Origin of the sequence: Acinetobacter lactucae (genome assembly GCF_001605885.1) — a bacterium.
GTDB lineage: Bacteria > Pseudomonadota > Gammaproteobacteria > Pseudomonadales > Moraxellaceae > Acinetobacter > Acinetobacter lactucae.
The window spans coordinates 119,028-137,394 of sequence record NZ_LRPE01000011.1 but is presented as its reverse complement, the minus strand read 5'-3'; the positions used below and the strand labels follow the sequence as shown (position 1 = coordinate 137,394).

12 protein-coding genes and 2 tRNA genes are annotated in these 18,367 nt (G+C 38.6%); 8 read left to right on the top strand and 6 right to left on the bottom strand.

The window, feature by feature from the left end; translation table 11 throughout:
* The first annotated feature begins 12 nt into the window (after positions 1–12).
* The 4 genes from AWW73_RS06065 (at position 13) to AWW73_RS06050 (ending at position 5,075) form a co-directional block, all read left to right on the top strand.
* Entirely contained in the window at positions 13–1,065 is a 1,053-nt protein-coding gene (locus tag AWW73_RS06065; protein ID WP_062849091.1) for a microcin C ABC transporter permease YejB, read from the top strand.
* On the top strand, positions 1,065–2,075 hold the full coding sequence (locus AWW73_RS06060) for an ABC transporter permease (RefSeq protein WP_062849090.1): 1,011 nt from the start codon (positions 1,065–1,067) through the stop codon (positions 2,073–2,075). Before AWW73_RS06065 ends, AWW73_RS06060 begins: the two co-directional genes overlap by 1 nt.
* Positions 2,053–3,645 (top strand): ABC transporter ATP-binding protein, encoded by a 1,593-nt coding sequence (locus tag AWW73_RS06055; protein WP_062849089.1) that lies wholly within the window; start codon positions 2,053–2,055, stop codon positions 3,643–3,645. Before AWW73_RS06060 ends, AWW73_RS06055 begins: the two co-directional genes overlap by 23 nt.
* Before the next feature lie 185 nt (positions 3,646–3,830).
* Complete coding sequence (locus tag AWW73_RS06050; protein ID WP_061875554.1) at positions 3,831–5,075, top strand: NADH:flavin oxidoreductase/NADH oxidase family protein; 1,245 nt, start codon at positions 3,831–3,833, stop codon at positions 5,073–5,075.
* 41 nt (positions 5,076–5,116) lie between these two features.
* Here the strand turns inward: AWW73_RS06050 and AWW73_RS06045 are convergent, their stop codons facing one another.
* The 4 genes from AWW73_RS06045 to pyrC form a co-directional block, all read right to left on the bottom strand.
* Positions 5,117–7,231: a TonB-dependent siderophore receptor gene (locus AWW73_RS06045; protein ID WP_062849088.1), complete on the bottom strand. Its 2,115-nt coding sequence runs from the start codon at positions 7,229–7,231 to the stop codon at positions 5,117–5,119.
* Between the two features lie 187 nt (positions 7,232–7,418).
* Positions 7,419–7,494, bottom strand: a tRNA-Glu gene (locus AWW73_RS06040).
* Between the two features lie 18 nt (positions 7,495–7,512).
* Positions 7,513–8,175 (bottom strand): ribonuclease T, encoded by a 663-nt coding sequence (gene rnt / locus AWW73_RS06035; protein WP_016144685.1) that lies wholly within the window; start codon positions 8,173–8,175, stop codon positions 7,513–7,515.
* Entirely contained in the window at positions 8,160–9,194 is a 1,035-nt protein-coding gene (gene pyrC / locus AWW73_RS06030; RefSeq protein WP_005070491.1) for a dihydroorotase, read from the bottom strand. The genes rnt and pyrC overlap by 16 nt, the downstream gene beginning before the upstream one ends.
* A 149-nt stretch (positions 9,195–9,343) precedes the next feature.
* On the opposite strand from pyrC, the gene AWW73_RS06025 reads away from it, so the two are divergent.
* Positions 9,344–10,606 carry a GGDEF domain-containing protein gene (locus AWW73_RS06025; RefSeq protein ID WP_062849087.1) on the top strand — a complete coding sequence of 421 codons (1,263 nt, stop codon included), beginning with the start codon at positions 9,344–9,346 and terminating at the stop codon, positions 10,604–10,606.
* A gap of 61 nt (positions 10,607–10,667) precedes the next feature.
* Here AWW73_RS06025 and argG read toward each other — a convergent pair whose 3' ends face one another.
* Positions 10,668–12,026, bottom strand: coding sequence for an argininosuccinate synthase (argG, locus tag AWW73_RS06020; RefSeq protein WP_079748292.1), 1,359 nt, complete (start codon positions 12,024–12,026; stop codon positions 10,668–10,670).
* A 296-nt stretch (positions 12,027–12,322) separates the two neighbouring features.
* Here argG and AWW73_RS06015 point away from each other — a divergent pair, with 296 nt between their 5' ends.
* Together AWW73_RS06015 and AWW73_RS06010 are read left to right on the top strand one after the other, a co-directional pair.
* Positions 12,323–14,353, top strand: coding sequence for an NADPH-dependent 2,4-dienoyl-CoA reductase (locus AWW73_RS06015; protein WP_062849086.1), 2,031 nt, complete (start codon positions 12,323–12,325; stop codon positions 14,351–14,353).
* 85 nt (positions 14,354–14,438) lie between these two features.
* A tRNA-Ser gene (locus AWW73_RS06010) sits at positions 14,439–14,528 on the top strand.
* 547 nt (positions 14,529–15,075) lie between these two features.
* Here AWW73_RS06010 and AWW73_RS19150 read toward each other — a convergent pair.
* Complete coding sequence (locus tag AWW73_RS19150; protein ID WP_240491651.1) at positions 15,076–15,579, bottom strand: hypothetical protein; 504 nt, start codon at positions 15,577–15,579, stop codon at positions 15,076–15,078.
* A 195-nt stretch (positions 15,580–15,774) separates the two neighbouring features.
* Between AWW73_RS19150 and AWW73_RS06000 the strand changes: the two genes are divergently transcribed.
* Entirely contained in the window at positions 15,775–18,111 is a 2,337-nt protein-coding gene (locus AWW73_RS06000) for a hypothetical protein (RefSeq protein ID WP_062849085.1), read from the top strand.
* The last annotated feature ends 256 nt before the right edge of the window (positions 18,112–18,367 follow it).

The following is an 18,367-nucleotide window of genomic DNA, read 5'->3' as shown; positions in this document are numbered from 1 at the left end:
AAATCCTGTTATATGGGTTCATATATTCTCAAGCGACTTCTTTTAATGATTCCCACATTGTTTGTCATTTTATTGATTAATTTTGTGGTTGTGCAAATTGCACCGGGTGGACCAGTTGAGCAAGCAATAGATCAGGCACAAAGCGATTTGGGAATTGGCCGTGCATTAAGTGCAGAAACTTATTATCAAGGTGCTCAGGGGTTAAGCCCTGAAATGGTTGAACAAATTAAGGCACAATATGGTTTTGATCGTTCTGCTCCTGAACGGTTTTTCTTCATGTTAAAAGACTATTTAACTTTAGATTTCGGACAAAGTTTCTTTAAAGATAAACCTGTCGTGCAATTGTTATGGGAAAAAATGCCTGTTTCCATTTCACTTGGGCTGGTGAGTACATTACTCATTTATCTCATTTCTATTCCGCTAGGAATTAAAAAGGCAAAACAGCAGGGCTCTTGGTTTGATCGCTCCACTTCTTTAATCCTTGTAGTGGGATATGCTGTACCGAGTTTTGTATTTGCCATTTTGTTAGTTGTTTTTTTTGCAGGTGGCTCTTATTTTCAATGGTTTCCCTTACAAAATTTAGTATCAGATAACTTTCATCAACTGAGTCTTTGGGGCAAAGTTACCGATTACTTATGGCATATGACTTTACCACTGATTACCATGGTATTAGGCGGTTTTGCCAGTTTAACTTATTTAACTAAATACTCATTTTTAGAAGAACTCAATAAACCCTATGTTTTGGCAGCCTATGCAAAAGGTCTGAATAGCCAACAGGTCTTATATAAGCATGTCTTTCGTAATGCCATTTTAGTGGTGCTGGCCGGGTTGCCAGAAGCGTTAGCGGGTATTTTCTTTGTAGGTAACCTGTTTGTAGAAATTATCTTTCATTTAGATGGGGTGGGATTGTTGGGCTTTGAAGCGATTGTCCAGCGCGACTATCCTGTTATTTTTGGTGTCTTATTTTTCTTTACTTTATTTAGCCTAATTTTACGTCTCATTTGTGATGTGTTGTATCAATGGATTGATCCTCGAATTCACTTTGACGCACAAGGGGACAAATAATGTCTTTAATTGTGCGGACTCGATTACAGCGTTTTAGACAGCATAAATTGGGCTGGGCCAGCTTTATTTTATTTAGTCTGATTTTGGTTTTGTCCTTAGCTGCAGAGTTGATCGCTAACGATAAACCACTGTTAGTTAAGTATGAAGATTCTTACTATTTACCTGTGTTTAAAACATATTCAGAAACAACGTTTGGTGGCGTATTTGAAACAGAAGCTGATTATAAAGACCCCGCCGTACAAGCGCTTATTGAGGCTAAAGGTTGGGCAGTTTGGCCACTCGTTAAGTTTTCATATCAAACGCCCAATTTAGACTTGGCTGTTCCTGTGCCATCACCACCTTCCAAGCAAAACTGGTTAGGAACAGATGATCAGGGCAGAGATGTTTTTGCCCGTATTCTTTATGGCTTAAGAGTGTCGTTGCTTTTTGGTTTAGCCTTAACCTTTTGTTCTGCTTTATTTGGAATTACTGTAGGCGCCATTCAAGGTTACTACGGTGGCTGGGTCGATTTATTAGGACAAAGATTGATTGAAGTCTGGAATGGCTTACCTATGCTTTTTATGGTCATGATTTTAGTCAGTATGTTTGTACCAAACGTATATTGGCTATTTTTTATTATGCTATTTTTTGGCTGGACCGTTTTGGTGGGCATCGTTAGAGCAGAGTTTTTGAAAGCTCGCCAGCTAGATTATGTTCGTGCAGCCCAAGTATTGGGAGTGACCGATCGCGCTATTATTTTTAGGCATATTTTGCCAAATGCGATGAGCTCGAGTTTGTCTCAATTGCCATTTATTTTAACAACTAATATTAGTGCCTTAACCGCTCTTGATTTTTTAGGATATGGTCTGCCACCAGATGCAGCCTCATTAGGTGAATTATTGCTGCAAGGTAAAAATAATTTAGATGCACCATGGCTGGCAATTTCAGGATTTTTTAGTCTGGCCATTGTTCTTTCACTTTTAATTTATATTGGGGAGGCGGCCCGCGATGCGTTTGACCCAAGAAAATAATTTAAAGACCATTTCAACTTTATTAAAGGTAGAGCATCTTTCGGTTCAAACCAAAGCCCAAAAGGTTTTATTGGATGACCTGAATTTCCACTTAAGTGAAGGGGAAACACTTGCTATTGTTGGCGAGAGCGGTTCAGGTAAATCGATGAGCTGCTTAGCGATAATGGGCTTGCTACAAGAAAAATTAGAAATAACAGGTCAGGTCTGGATTGGCTCACAAAACATGCTTGAGTTAAATGAGAGAGCTCAATCAAATTTACGTGGTCGACAAATTGCTATGATTTTTCAGGAGCCTGCTACAGCATTAAATCCGCTCCATCGGGTTGAAAAAATTATAGGGGAAAACCTTCTATTATCAGGTTTCTCAAAACTTGAAGTTCGACAAAAAATAGTTGAACTGCTTAAAGATGTGGGAATTGTTGAACCAGAGCAAATTTTAAAACGCTATCCGCATGAGCTTTCTGGTGGACAAAGACAACGTGTCATGATCGCGATGACATTGGCGCTTCGGCCTAAAATTTTGATTGCCGATGAACCTACTACTGCATTGGATGTGGTTTTACAGATACAGATTTTAGAGCTATTAAAATCTTTGCAAAGCAAATATGGAATGGCACTTATTTTAATTAGCCATGACCTAAATTTAGTACATCGCTATGCTGAGAAACTTATTGTATTGCAAAGTGGGCGTGTAATAGAGCAAGGTGAACTGAGCCAAATCTTTGCAAATCCTAAAACAAGTTATACAGCACAGTTATTAGATCATGATTTTGGAAAAGTAGAATCTAGACCCACTCAACAGAATGTTTTATCAGTACAGCACCTCAGCGTGCAGTTTCCGATAAGAAAAGGAATTTTAAATCGTATTCAAGGATATTTCACCGCTATAGAAGATTTGAGTTTTGATCTTGCTCAAGGTGAATCGCTTGGGGTGGTTGGTGAAAGTGGTGCGGGTAAGTCATCTTTAGCCCTCGCTTTGGTTCAGCTTATTCAGAGTAAAGGGCAGATTGTTTTTTTAGGTCAAGATTTGAATCAGCTACAGCCAAAAGTGCTACGGTTGATGAGATCAGATTTTCAACTTGTATTCCAAGACCCATTTGGCAGTTTAAACCCGCGTATGACAGTAGGGCAGATTATTGCTGAAGGGTTAAAGTTAAAAGCTGTGAATGATAAAGAGATAAAGCAGCAAGTTGAATCTGTATTGGTAAAGGTTGAATTGGCTGAAGATTTTCAACATCGTTATCCTCATGAACTTTCAGGCGGACAACGTCAACGCGTGGCCTTAGCTAGAGCCTTGGTGGTTCAGCCTAAACTTTTAATTTTGGATGAACCTACCTCTGCCTTAGATCGGACCACGCAAAAAGCCATGATCAAGTTGTTGAGACAATTACAGCAAACCGAGCAGTTAAGTTATATTTTTATTAGTCATGATCTCAATATAGTGAAAGCACTGTGCCATAAAGTAATGGTATTACGTCATGCAAAAGTTGTGGAATATCAGGAAACTGAACTCCTATTTTCTAAGCCTCAAACTAAATATACCAGACAATTAATTAAAGCATCTCTTTAAAAAAAGACTTTAATTGATTGTTTTTAAATAAAATAATTAAAATTTGTATTTTATGCAAAAAGTTGCATATTTTTATATTCTTTAAAATTGACATGTGCTATTGTCAGTTAACGATTATGCCTTGACATGCCCAATAACTCATTTAAATTAGAGTAATTGCTCTAAAAATCAAAAAAGAGGTTACCATGAACCAGATTGCTCAACCCATCACGATACGCAATACCACCTTTAAAAACCGAATTATTAAAGGCGCAATGAGTGAAGCGCTTGCAAATTATGAAGGCCAACCAAATAACTTACATTTGGGTCTATATGGTGCATGGGCAAAAGGTGAGCTTGGCTGTGCAATTACGGGTAATGTCATGGTAAATGCCGGAGCAAAAAATGAACCGGGTGTTGTAGTTATTGAAACTGAACGTGACCTAGAGCGCTTAAAAGAGTGGGCGGCATTAGGTAAAAAATATGGCATGGTTCAGTTGATTCAATTATCGCACCCAGGTCGCCAGTGTCCAAAAGGTTTAAATAAAGAAACCGTAGCGCCTTCAGCCGTACCTTTTAGCCCAGCTTTAGCAACCATGTTTGGAACGCCACGTGAATTAACTCATGATGAAATTCTAGATATTATTAAACGTTTTGCCACAGCAGCTCAAATCTGTGAAAAAGCAGGTTTTGAAGGAGTGCAATTACATGGTGCACATGGATATTTAATCAGTCAGTTTTTATCGCCATTAACCAATAAGCGCACAGATCAATGGGGTGGTTCAGTTGAAAATCGTAGCCGTTTTTTATTAGAGGTTTATAAAGCGGTACGTGAAGCAACCTCAGAAAATTTTATTATTTCAGTGAAGCTTAACTCGGCCGACTTCCAGCGCGGTGGTATTAGCGAAGAAGATGTAATTTCAGTATTTAAAGCAGTGGATGAAGCTGGTATCGATTTAATTGAAATTTCAGGTGGTACTTACGAGGCCCCAGCAATGGCTGGAGCTAAGGCGGATAAACGTAAAGCAAGCACGATTGCACGTGAAGCATACTTTTTAGATTTTGCAGAGAAAATCCGTCAACATGTTAAGTGTAAACTCATGGTAACAGGTGGTTTCCGTACCGTAGAGGGCATGAATGCTGCACTTGAAAGTGGTGCTTGTGACTTTATTGGTATTGCTCGTCCATTTGCAGTAGAAACTGATTTAACAGAACGTTTAATTGCAGGACAAGATGTTCGCTATGCTGTAAAACCAATTAAAACAGGCTTACCATTTGTCGATAAAATGGCAATTATGGAAATTATTTGGTATGCAGCTCAATTTAAAACGATTGGCAAAGGGAAAAAGCCAAATCCAAAACTTTCACCACTTGTGGTGTTTTTAAATTATGCCAAAGGCAATATTAAAGCGGTGATTCAAGGACAAGTGAATTCGCGTAAGTCTGCATAAACCAAATGCGCCATTTCAATAACTGAAATGGCGCATTTTTTTTAGAATGTATAGTTCATACCCAATTGAACAGTACGTGTTTCACCCGGATAAGCATATAAATTGAAAGCACTTTCATCATAAACTTTATCAAAAATGTTCTTCACATCTAAGTTAAGACGAAGTTTTGGTGTTGCCTGATAATAAGAAACCAAATCTGTAACTGCATAACCTTTCATGGTGTAAGTACTATTGGCTGTTTGACCTGCACGCTTATCAATATATTTCTGATTAATTCCTAGACCTAAGCCTTGTAAGGGGCCATCTTGAAATTCATAGATATTTAAAAGATTAAAACTATTCTTTGGAATATTGGCTAAAGCGGTTCCTTTTTGCAGAGTGTTGTCTTTAGTCACTTCTGCATCTGTATAGGCATATCCACCAATAATTTTCCAAGCTGGAGTAATTTGACCTGCAATATTTAGCTCAATACCTTGGCTGCGAACTTCACCAGCAGCAACTTTATAGGCTGAATCTACAGGATCTAGAGTTAAGACATTTTCTTTTTTTGCGTAAAAAATGGCAGAGTCGACCGATAACATATTGTCGAGTCCTTGCCATTTAAAGCCTAACTCGTAAGCTATGCCTTCTTCTGGGTCAAAACCTTCTCCATTACGGCTAGCACCAGTGTTTGGTTTAAATGATTTTGCAGCATTGCTATAGAATGAAAGGTCATCACGTGCTTTAAAAACCAAACCTAAACGCGGAATAAATGCATCATGACTGGTATTCCAGTTTGCCGTATTGGGTAATAGGTTTTTGTAATCATGCTCATAGTGTTCAAATCGCAAACCTAACAGTGCACTTAAACGCTGATTTAAATCAATTTGATCTTGTACAAAAAGAGCAGTTGTTTTTAAATTTTCGCGATCATGGGTGGTAACACGATTAAGCTCAGGTAAAGGTTGCCCTAAAACTGGATTATAAATATTAATAGGGTAGCTACCGACATCTCCACTTGAGCGAATAATATATGACTTATAATCATAATTTTCATATTCAAGCCCAGTCCCTAAAGTATGTGCTAAACCTAAAAGTTGGAAATTACCTGTTAGATTAATTTGGGCATCTGTATCTTGCCATTTTAATTCTCGATAGTTGTAATTTCGGTCTAAAGTTTCTCCATCGGCCTGTATGCCATTTGCCTCTACCGCATAGCCATATAATTTGCCATGTAGATATTGCACACCCGCATTAAGTTTCCAGTCATTTCCTAAGTCATGCTCAACTCGTAATTGAGTCATGTCATTATCATTGTAAAGGCGGTTGTTATATTTGCCTGTTTCCCATAAATAGGTTTCGGGTGAACTGTTAAATGATTTCTGACCTGCATAGCGCGTATGCCCACGATCAAGTGGATGCTGATTTCGTAAGATATCTGCTTCAAAAGTAACTTTGGTTGCATCAGAAGCTTGCCATTGGATGACTGGTGCAATTCCATATCGTTTGGATTCGACATGATCGCGATAACTATCGCCGCCTTCTGCTATCACATTGAGGCGATAGCCAACGTTTTCTGCATTTGGAATAGTACCTGTAGTGTCTATAGTAGTGCGGTATAAACCTTCACTGCTAAACTGAGCACCTAAAGTGGTTTGTTGCTCAGACTTTGGTGTTTTTGAAATTAGATTAAACGTACCACCTGGATCACCACGGCCATATAAACTAGAAGAGGGGCCACGTAAAACGTCTACACGTTCAATAGTGTTGCTATCGGGAGCGTTTGGATAACCACGATTAATCGGGAATCCGTTTCGGTAAAACTCACCACTAGTGAAACCACGCAGGTTAAACCCTGTTAAGCCTTGACCACCAAAGTTATTAGCGCGAGTAACGCCGCCAGCCAAATCAAGCGCTTCGATTAAACGTGTCGCACCAATATCCTCAATTACTTTTTGAGTCACTACACTGACAGATTGTGGCGTATCTTTTAATGCGACTTCGCTACGTGTTGCGCTACTTGAGCTATCGACTTTATAGGCTTGGTCAGCAGCTTGCTGGGCTTTAATCTTAATCGTAGCAAGAGTCGTTGAGGAACCATTGGTTTCTGCGAAAGCACTTGAAATACAGCATAGTTGAGCGATGCTCAGGGAGAGAAGGCGAAGCTTAAGATCCATTTAAAACCTTGTTGATAATAAATATCAGTATAAAAATAGGAATTATTATATTGTAAATCTATGTAAAGGAAATACTGGATTGGTGATATATGTGTACAAGTGTATTTTATTACGAAATACAGAAAATTAGAAAAATAAACAGAATGTTTAAAAGCAAAAGAGAAAAGGATTTTATAAGGAGAAAGTATGGCGTCCCTACGGGGATTCGAACCCCGGTTACCGCCGTGAAAGGGCGATGTCCTAGGCCTCTAGACGATAGGGACGTTGAGGATGGCGGTATCTTAAGAAGCCGCCACCAAACTGTCAAGGAGGTAAGGCGACAGTTTGTTCAAAATATAGCAAAACAGTTCAGCAGTCTTCTGAGTATCGTACAAAGCAGAGTGCGCTTCTTTGCCGTCAAAATCAATTCCAGCTTGAATACAGGCTTTCGCAAGCACAGTTTGTCCAAACATTACAGCACTTAAAGTCACCGTATCCATCACTGAAAAACTATGGAATGGATTTTGGTTTTTTGTGCTTGTGCGTGCAATTGCTGCTTGTACAAAGCCAAGATCAAAATGCGCATTATGACCAACTAGCACTGCATGCGTACAATGCTGCTGTTTACGGACTTCATTCACCGATTTAAAGATACGGCGTAATGCGGTGCGCTCATCTTCAGCCATTGCCATACGCATTGGATTGAATGGGTCAATACCAATAAAGTCTAGCGAACGGCGATCGAGATTAGCCCCTTCAAACGGGTTAATATGCGCATGAAATGCTGGACCAGGGACAAATTGTCCCTGAGCATCATACACAATTGGAATGCACGCAATTTCTAGCAATGCATCTGTCTGGGCATTAAAACCTGCCGTTTCAACGTCAACAACAACAGGTAAGAAGCCACGAAAACGTTGGCCAATGACCGGGACAGAGGTTTCTTGTGTCACACTTTTCTCCATTGCAGCGTTTTCCCGGCATGCAGCGGGATAATTTTTTGATCATCTAAATAATCAAAAGATTCTGGAACGAGGTTATCTTCTTTTACCAATGTAATAGTAGAAGTATTACGTGGTAGACCATAGAAGTCTGCACCAAAGTGGCTAGCAAAACCTTCTAGGCGCTCTAATTTACCCACTTGATCAAATGCTTGAGCATAAAGTTCAATTGCATTAGGTGCACTATAACAGCCAGCACAGCCGCACGCATTTTCTTTTGCATTTTGCGAGTGAGGTGCGCTATCTGTACCCAAGAAAAATTTAGGGTTACCGCTCGTTGCAACTTCAAGCAAAGTGGTCTGGTGAGTTTGACGCTTTAAAATTGGTAAACAATAGAAATGCGGTTTAATACCACCTACCAACATATCATTACGGTTAAATAATAAATGTTGAGGCGTGATTGTTGCAGCGACATTGCGGTCTTGTTCTAAAACAAAGTGCGCAGCATCGCTTGTTGTGATGTGCTCAAGTACCACTTTAAGTTTTGGAAATTGCTTTAATAACGGTGATAAAACTTCATCTAAGAAGCGTTTTTCACGGTCAAAAATATCAACGTGGTTATGAGTCACTTCACCATGAAGTAATAACGGAACTTGGTGTTCTTCTAATTGCTCAATGACTGCATAAACTTTACGAATGTCACTTACACCATTATCAGAGTTGGTGGTCGCGCCTGCTGGGTAAAGTTTAATAGCATTTACATGTCCAGATTCTTTAATTTTACGAACTTCGTCTGGTGAAGTGAAATCAGTAAAATAAAGCACCATACGCGGGTCAAAATTAAGACCTTCTGGAACATGAGCAAGAATACGTTCACGGTAAGCCAATGCTTCTTCCACAGTTTTTACAGGTGGAACAAGGTTTGGCATACAGATCGCACGAGCAAATTGTTTGGCCAAATCAGGTACAGTACGTTTTAATGCTAAACCATCACGTAAATGTGCATGCCAATCATCTGGCTGGAGCAGGGTAATAGAGTCCAAGGCAGTTCAAACTTCGAAATAAAACAAATGATAATCGATAAAGTGTGAAAATGGTAACGAGAATTACGGACAAATGGCAAAATAAAGCGGAAGAGGCCTTAAAAAATAATGTTATATTTTGTTAATGTGTAAGAGACAGGAATCAAGTAGTGGCGAATAGGGGAAATGTACATGAATTACTCAAAGCAAAAGAAGAAATAGAATATTTAGTAACTCTACATACCCACCGTTATGCCAATACACCTTTGCCACATCAATTAGAAAAAAAGTTCTGGTGCCTAAATCTTGAGCGAACTAAACAAAATATCTCTAAATTCTTAACAAGCGGCATTTTAACTTATCTCATTTTTATTTTACTGGCTTTACCCACTGACTATTTAGTGATCGGTGTTCCGTATATTACTTGGGACTTCGTGTACTGCTTACTGAGTGCAATTAATATTGCTTGTGCATTGCTACTATTTTGGATCTTTGCAAAGTTTAAAAGTCTTACTGAATATTTTTATATCGCAGCCTGTGGCATTGTATTTTTGACCATTATTATTAATGCAATATTGCTTCTTAGCGTGGGAAATGTCGCCCTTAAAAATCAGTCTATGTTGCTACTTTCTTTTTTATATATGCTTGGTTTTATTTTAAGCGGAATAAAGCCTCTGCATATGCTTTATGTAGGTTTGACAGCAGCTATTTTTGTTTTTTCTCTATTGATTTTATTGCAAACGAATTGTGATTATATTGCTTTGGGAAGAGCGCTGTTTGGTAGTTGTATTTTAGGTTTTTCAATTAGTACGATGCTCACGTCTAGAGAAAGAAGCCTTTTTTTAAATAATCAACTTGCTGAACTTAATGAACAGATTTTACGTATTGAGGCTTCTGAGTTACTTCATTTAAGCCAGCAGGATGCACTGACCAATATCTCCAATCGACGTACTTTTGACGAGATGTTCGACTTTTTTTACTATCGTGCAAAGCAAGAAAAGCGTCCCTTGGCTGTTTTATTTATAGATATCGATTTTTTTAAAAATTATAACGATTTTTATGGGCACCAAATGGGGGATAAGGTGATTTCATCTATTGCCTCTGCAATTAAAAATTCGATTCGCCATGTTGACTTTGTTGCCCGTTATGGCGGAGAGGAATTTGTGGTGCTGTTGCCGAAAACACCTGCTCAAGGTGCCTATGCAGTAGCTGCAAATATTTATAAAGCAATTGAGCGCCAAGCAATTCCTCATGCCGCATCTTTAGTTTCTAAGCATGTCACGATTAGTTTAGGTTTTACTGTTTATACAGAAGGTTTTAAAGTAAATCAGGAAAAATTAATTCACGCTGCGGATCAAGCTTTGTATCGGGCTAAGCAGCTTGGTCGTAACCAAATTTATTATCAACCTTTGGAAGTAGTAGAACTTGTTTAAACTTTAAGGCTTGAAATAAAAAAGCCACCTTTGTCGGTGGCTTTTTTATTAAGTAAGAAAATTATTTTTTCTTGCTATCGAGTTGTGGTACAGCAGAACCTTGACCGATTGAAAGCAAACCAGCATCAGTATAGATACCAAGTTTCGCACGTGTATCGGTAATGTCGAGGTTACGCATAGTCAACTGACCAATACGGTCCATTGGCGTAAACATTGAATCACCTTTTTCCATTGTTAAACGTTCAGCTTCATACGTTAAGTTTGGAGATTCAGTGTTCATAATGGTGTAGTCATTACCACGACGAAGTTCAAGCGTCACTTCACCAGTAATTGCTTTAGCCACCCAACGCTGTGCAGTTTCACGCAACATAAGCGCTTGAGAGTCGAACCAGCGGCCTTGGTAAAGTAAACGACCTAAACGTAAACCGTTAATACGGTATTGTTCGATCGTATCTTCGTTATGAATACCAGTAACTAAACGCTCGTAAGCAATATGAAGAAGGGCCATACCCGGTGCTTCATAAATACCGCGAGATTTCGCTTCGATAATACGGTTTTCGATTTGGTCAGACATACCTAAACCATGACGACCACCAATACGGTTTGCTTCAAGAATAAGCTCAACCGGATTGTCAAAAGTTTGACCGTTTAATGCAACAGGTACACCTTCTTCAAAACGTACAGTCACTTCTTCTGGCGTAATTTCAACTTCTTCTTTCCAGAAAGCAACGCCCATAATTGGGTCAACGATTTTGATACCAGCGTTTAGGTATTCAAGATCTTTTGCTTCGTGAGTTGCGCCTAACATGTTTGAGTCAGTTGAGTACGCTTTTTCTTTTGACATTTTATAGTCAAAGCCGTTGTCGATCAGGAACTGTGACATTTCAGCACGGCCACCGAGTTCGTCGATGAAGTTTTGATCTAACCAAGGCTTGTAAATTTTAAGATTTGGGTTGGTCAACAAACCATAACGATAGAAACGTTCAATATCGTTACCTTTATAAGTTGAACCGTCACCCCAGATGTTTACGTCATCTTCTTTCATTGCAGTAACTAACATAGTACCTGTTACTGCACGACCAAGTGGAGTCGTATTGAAATATGGAACGCCACCTGTACTGATATGGAATGCACCACACTGAATTGCAGCAATACCTTCAAGCGCAAGTTGTAAGCGGCAGTCAATTAAGCGAGCTTTTACAGCGCCGTATTGTTCTGCTTTCTTTGGAATTGCGTCATAGTCATCTTCATCAGGCTGACCTAAGTTTGCAGTATATGCATAAGGTTCTGCGCCTTTTTGTTTCATCCACAATAAGGCAGCTGAAGTGTCTAGGCCTCCGGAGAAGGCAATCCCAACTTTTTTGCCTACTGGTACATGCTGCAAGATAGTTGCATTATCAGTCATTGCTAATCCTAACATTTATGAAAAAGACCCCATATAGGCGGTCTTGAGAATTCTGAATGGCGGCTATTGTAGCACTATTCATGGTGCTTTTTTTCGCAAAAAAAGCATTAATTCACGTGATCTGATTTGAAGTTTTAATTTGATAAAAAATATAAGGCTATTTATAGAATAAGAAGAGTTAAATGAAGTATCGTTCTTAAATTAATGGATTGACCATAAGCTCCGATAAATTTCTTTGCATGGTCATCCAAAATTATTAAAAAAGTATTAAAGTACTATGCAACAAGTTGCAAAAACTATTGGGACGCAGCATGACAAGTTACGCCAATTTATTAAAACCATTACATTTAGGCTTTACCACCATTAAAAACCGTGTGGTGATGGGATCCATGCATACGGGACTTGAAGACCGTTTTTACAATTACCCAAAACTGGCAGCTTATTTTGAAGAGCGTGCAAAAGGTGGGGTTGGCCTGATTGTGACTGGGGGGATTTCTCCAAACCGTCAAGGTTGGCTACTACCCATGGGTGGAACCATGAATGGTTTAACCGATATTCCACAGCACCGTCTGGTTACACATGCTGTGCATAAGCATGGTTCAAAAATTTTAATGCAAATTTTGCATGCTGGCCGTTATGGTTATCAACCTTTTGCAGTGTCTTCTAGTCCGATCAAATCGCCAATTTCACCATTTAAACCGCGTGAACTATCTGATAAAAATATATTAAGTACGATTGATGACTATGCACATTGTGCTGATATTGCCAAAAAAGCGGGCTATGACGGCGTTGAAATTATGGGCTCGGAAGGTTATCTCATTAACCAGTTTTTAAGTAGCCATGTGAACCAGCGTACTGACCGTTGGGGCGGTAATATTGAAAACCGTATGCGCTTTCCGGTCGAAGTCGTAAAGGCGATTCGTGCCAAAGTCGGCGAAAAATTTATTATCTGTTTCCGTTTGTCGTTGCTCGATTTAGTTCATGACGGCAACACTATGCAAGAAGTGGTGACTGTTGCAAAAGCTTTAGAAAAAGCGGGTGTCACTTTATTAAATACCGGCATTGGTTGGCATGAAGCTCGTGTTCCGACCATTGTAACCTCTGTGCCTCGTGCAGCTTTTGTCGATTACACGGCTCATGTAAAACAGCATATTTCTATACCGATTATTGCGTCAAACCGAATTAACATGCCTGAAACTGCCGAAGAAATTTTGGCAACTGGCAAAGCAGATATGGTTCAAATGGCGCGTCCTTTATTGGCCGATGCATTTTGGGTAAATAAAACTGCGACTAACCGCGTTGATGAAATTAATACCTGTATTGCGTGTAACCAAGCTTGTTTAGACCATGCTTTTAAAAATAAGCGTGTGTCCTGTTTGGTTAACCCACGTGCAGGCCATGAAACGGAACTGGTCTATTTAAAAACCAAACAGCCTAAACGAATTGCAGTTGTAGGTGGTGGTGTAGCGGGAATGTCCGCAGCAACCGTTGCGGCAAGCCGAGGTCATGCGGTTACTTTATTTGAAGCAACGGCGGAAGTAGGTGGTCAATTTAACTTTGCCAAGGTCGTCCCGGGTAAAGAAGAATTCCACGAAACAATTCGCTACTTTAAAGTCCAACTCGAAAAAACAGGGGTAGATGTACGTTTAAATACTCGCGTGAACCGTGAGCAGCTTGAACGTGAAGGTTTTGATGAGGTGATTGTTGCAACGGGTGTAATTCCTCGTGCATTAAAAATTGAAGGAAGTAATGCACCACAAGTCCTTTCTTATGCTCAAGTTTTAAAAGGGGCAGAAGTTGGACAAAAAGTTGCAGTGATTGGTGCGGGTGGTATTGGTTTTGATGTGTCTGAGTTTTTACTTAAACCGCCACATCAACCACAGCCTCAACCTTTAGCCGAGTGGCAACGTGAATGGGGTGTGGACCCAGACCCAAACTACATTTCTGAAGGTGGAATGCAGCCGCCAGTCGTTGAACCAGCAATCCGTGAAATTTATTTATTGCAACGTAAAACAACACCACTCGGTATTGGCCTTGGCAAAACTTCGGGTTGGGTCCATCGTGCACAGCTTAAAAAACATGGTGTCCGTATGTTGCGTGGTGTGCAATATAAAGCAGTTACCGACGAAGGGCTTTGGATTGAGCACAATGGTCAAGATCAGCTTTTACGTGTAGACACGGTAGTGGTGTGTGCAGGCCAAGCGTCGGTAAAAGACTTGATGCCAAAAGAAGGTGAGTCGACGATCGCGAACTATCATATTATTGGTGGTGCAAAGCTCGCAGCAGAGCTAGATGCTAAGCGTGCGATCAAAGAAGGAGCAGAATTGGCTGCCCAACTGTAAAATTGATGAAACAATATGCACTTGAACACAAAGCGGTGATTTTTTTCTTGAATAAAATGAATAAGCTTTGTATTCTTACGCACATGGAAGCGTGGCAGAGCGGTTTAATGCACCGGTCTTGAAAACCGACGAGGGTGTGAGTCCTCCGTGAGTTCGAATCTCACCGCTTCCGCCAAATTTCTGAATAAGCCCTTGTTTTTACAAGGGCTTATTTTTTATCAATTGTTTTACCCCTCATCTTACCCCACATTAAAACTTGGATTGGAATAGTCAAAATAAGAATAATTTAGATGGCTTTAGATAATCGATAAATTGAGTTTAAATTGTTTCATAGATAATAAATTCATATGTAATTGTACTGCACACTTATTTTTTGATCTTATTCTTAGTGTTCATAGTCATGATGTTTTTTTTATTGAGGTCATTTTGATCTGTATATTGATATAGTTGCTGCATTAGAAGACCACTCGTTGTTAAAACACATGCTTTCTAGATTGCGTACATTAGGATTTTTGGAACATCATAAAAGTATCTTGATGGTGATTTCTAAATGAGTGCTCGAACTGGTAAACCAGTTGTACAAAAAACAATAACTGAAAAAATGGATATTAATAAGAGGTAAGCATAGGTCAACTAGTCATTATTTACATCCTCTTAGCTTTGACTGGTAGATATGGAAGGCTGTAACAGGACTTAATTATCTTGAGTAACTTATATGATTTTTACTCATTTGTTTGGTTGATAATAAAACGTTTGGCAATTTCTTTAGCAATATTTAAAGTTGACTCGTTTCTATCTTCTGCTGATTTAAGCGCCATTTCATTTATCTGACCGCTCTCTAAATGAGATGGAATACCTGCTATAGGCTGCTCGCTAATTGAGTCTGCTTTTAAGACAATTCTCTCGATTGAACTTAGTTTTTCATTTAAAACATTACGATAATAGGTAAGTTCATCATTCAAATTTTTTTCATGCTCTTTTGCTCTCTCTAACTGCTCTTGGAGAGAGATATTTTGTGAAATAAGTAAGTTTAAAATCTGTTTAAAATTAACTTCATTATCTTTATTTGTTTTTTTATCGAGTAACTCAATAATAGCTGGCATGGCATCATTTAAATCTATTTTTCCATTGATTATATTAATTTTATTATTTTTTTCTAAATAATAAATCTGTGTTCTGGAGAGCCCAGTTCGTTTGCTTAGCTGAAGTACAGTTAATTTTTCCATGTTTAAATCTGTTTAAAATTAGCACCTACGATGAGTGATTATACTCATAAAGCGATCCAACTTTTAGCTAAAAATATAGAAAATGTGTTTTGAAAGGCAATTTTTATAATTATAGGTCTTGAAAAAGTATGCTATTTTTTATTTGTGTATTTTGGGGGCCTTATATAACAGGGCTTTTGAGGGGGGAATCTTATAATGAAAGTATCGGAAATAGAGGAAGCGCAACGTCTTCAAGAGTTCAGAACATTGTTAAGTTTTTACAGGACGCAAGTTAGACCTTCTAAAATGGAATCCGGATATGGGCAGGATGAGTTTACCACTCTGGTTGCTTATTTCAGAATTATGGACAGGTTTGAAAAATTAACCTTAAGACTAGTCTATAGCGGAAAATTAGAATATGAAGAAGAACAGGAGTTGATCAGCTTATTAAAAGACATATATGAAGTTGGGGTGGGAATATTTGAATTAGATGGAGGAGGTTTTGCTGGAAATCAGAATGGAGCTGAGTGGCCTATTCTAAGATTAATTGGTCAACTTGGTGGCTATGGTCAGATATTACTGTGTCCAGATTTTACCCAGGCACTTTTTCAGCTCAGCAAAATCATTGTTAAAAATTCTGACTTTTTTTCCGTATATAGCGAAGACGTCGCTCAGGGTCTGCTTGAGAGAAGGGAAACGTATCTTGTACAGCATAGTCTGGGTATTTTACAGTATTTTCATTTTGAGCATTGGCAAGCACGTGATCAACGTATAGAGAGATTACGAACCGTCTTTGACCAAATGCTGGGGACAAAAAACAGTGTTAAAGTACTCTGTGTGAATTTATCTGTATCCATGCACCCTGAGATAAGTTCCTTCCCATTCTTAAATCGGTCCTTTGAAAAATTCAGAAAAGAAATACAAGATAGTGAACATTATTTAGGAATGTTTTATAAACTTGAATACGGTATTGATGGGCAATTTTTTTACTTTTGTGTATTCATTTTTGAAAATTTAAAAAGTTTGTCGATTGATGAATTACATAAAAACTTGGCTATTGTTTGGGACGAAATATGTACTGGGGGACTTGAATCTTTAGATAATTCGGTAGAACTTCTCAATCTTAAGCTGTATCGTACCGGGACCTTACAAGCAGGTGTTATTTCTAAAAAGACACAAAGTTATGCACAATTTGTGAGAACATCACTTGCTTATATTGCCAACATACCTTATCTCTTACAAATATTTTCTGGGCAAGTCTTCTGGGTTGAAAATGAGCCATATGACTTTGTCAAAAAGTCTATAGAAATTCCTAAAAAAGCTGTTACTCCGAGAAAACAAAGAAAGTTGGAGCATCATCAGAAAGGCTCGTCTCTACTACAAATATTAGATTTAAAAAATGTTCTAAAGCCTTTGCAAAAAGATATTAAGGATATTGGATTGTGTTATGAATACATTCCATATATTGACCAGCCATACAGCCAGAATGTTCGAGATTTTGCGCAGGCAATGGTGCGAATGGAAATTTCGGTGACTTTAGCGCCTGTCTGGAAAAGAGATCCAGTGAGGATTGAGGGACGGGAAATCATCGAAAATGATTGGGGTAGATTAATTCGGGACTACGCACAGGAACAAAAAAATATCGAAATTTTACTTGGGTATTCTGAGTTTGTTGGCCCACGAGTTCTATGTTTCATTGCCGCTTTTTTAATGGCCTCAAAGCAACATTTCAATGTCTATGCTTTTAACTTATATAAAAATGAATTGCATCAGAAGATCCGGGAACTCATGACTTTACCTCTTAGAAGGTTTCTGGAACAAATAAAAGGGTTGGTAGATAGAGATTTGATGCCCAATGCTGCCTTTACCAAATTAAGTACACTGCTGACTAGCCAGCAGCTTGATACAGAATCATTACAAGACTGGTTAAAGGTACAGGAGCGAGTCAAAAAAAGGTCATTTCTAGCGGTTGAGAGCTATGTTAAAAAAATTGAAAAAAAGCCAAACCTTCACCGAGATGTACAATTTACAATTACCGTTTTAACGTCTCAATCTTTAAAACCAATAGATACTCTTTTGAAAAACATCATTGATTATTTTAACCAAACTCATCAAGAACTCATGGGGTATATTGGATATTGGAGTTTTCAGCAGGTAGATGAGCAAAAGATTAAATACATCGCAACCATTACATTTTATCTGGATGAAAATTATATAGAATCAACGGGGCCAGAAAGCTGGTTTGACGAGCTCATGCATCAGGTAGAATTGCGTCTGGATAAAAAGAAGGATGTTATGAAAATTGATGAGATCAAGGTTGAGCAAATTTCCTTTCAGGACGGAATTATTGATTTCGCTGAGTCTTTTGGAGCAGGACCTTTTCAAAAGCTTAAAACGCATCATTCTCAACGTTATGCATCAAGTCATTTATTTGCCTTGGTTCATCGTAATTTATACTGGATGCATACAGCCATACTTCAGAAACAAAGCTTGATTCGCGGGCGAACTGGCTACAAAAAAAGAACCAGAAAAAAGACAAAAAAACAGGCTTAACTTCCGCTTGAGGCTTATCGATAAAAATTCACGGTATAGAAGGGTTTTTTATCGATAGGCTTCTCGTAAATACGATGAGATTTTTTAGCTGGTTTAGTGGGTAAAAGATATTATTAATATATATCTATTACTACTACAAACTTATATCTCTTTTACTACGGCAATTGCTATCTCTATTGCTACAGACACTTCCATATCTAGATTCACCAAGCCTATGATTCATATGATAGGTTCATTACCTAGAGAGAATCAGTTG

Excerpts from the sequence above, each read along its gene's own strand:
- AWW73_RS06065 (WP_062849091.1), top strand. The coding sequence starts at position 13 with ATGGGTTCATATATTCTCAAGCGACTTCTTTTAATGATTCCCACATTG.
- AWW73_RS06060 (WP_062849090.1), top strand. The coding sequence starts at position 1,065 with ATGTCTTTAATTGTGCGGACTCGATTACAGCGTTTTAGACAGCATAAA.
- AWW73_RS06055 (WP_062849089.1), top strand. The coding sequence starts at position 2,053 with ATGCGTTTGACCCAAGAAAATAATTTAAAGACCATTTCAACTTTATTA.
- AWW73_RS06050 (WP_061875554.1), top strand. The coding sequence starts at position 3,831 with ATGAACCAGATTGCTCAACCCATCACGATACGCAATACCACCTTTAAA.
- AWW73_RS06045 (WP_062849088.1), bottom strand. The coding sequence starts at position 7,231 with ATGGATCTTAAGCTTCGCCTTCTCTCCCTGAGCATCGCTCAACTATGC.
- rnt (WP_016144685.1), bottom strand. The coding sequence starts at position 8,175 with ATGGAGAAAAGTGTGACACAAGAAACCTCTGTCCCGGTCATTGGCCAA.
- argG (WP_079748292.1), bottom strand. The coding sequence starts at position 12,026 with ATGTTAGGATTAGCAATGACTGATAATGCAACTATCTTGCAGCATGTA.
- AWW73_RS06015 (WP_062849086.1), top strand. The coding sequence starts at position 12,323 with ATGACAAGTTACGCCAATTTATTAAAACCATTACATTTAGGCTTTACC.
- AWW73_RS19150 (WP_240491651.1), bottom strand. The coding sequence starts at position 15,579 with ATGGAAAAATTAACTGTACTTCAGCTAAGCAAACGAACTGGGCTCTCC.
- AWW73_RS06000 (WP_062849085.1), top strand. The coding sequence starts at position 15,775 with ATGAAAGTATCGGAAATAGAGGAAGCGCAACGTCTTCAAGAGTTCAGA.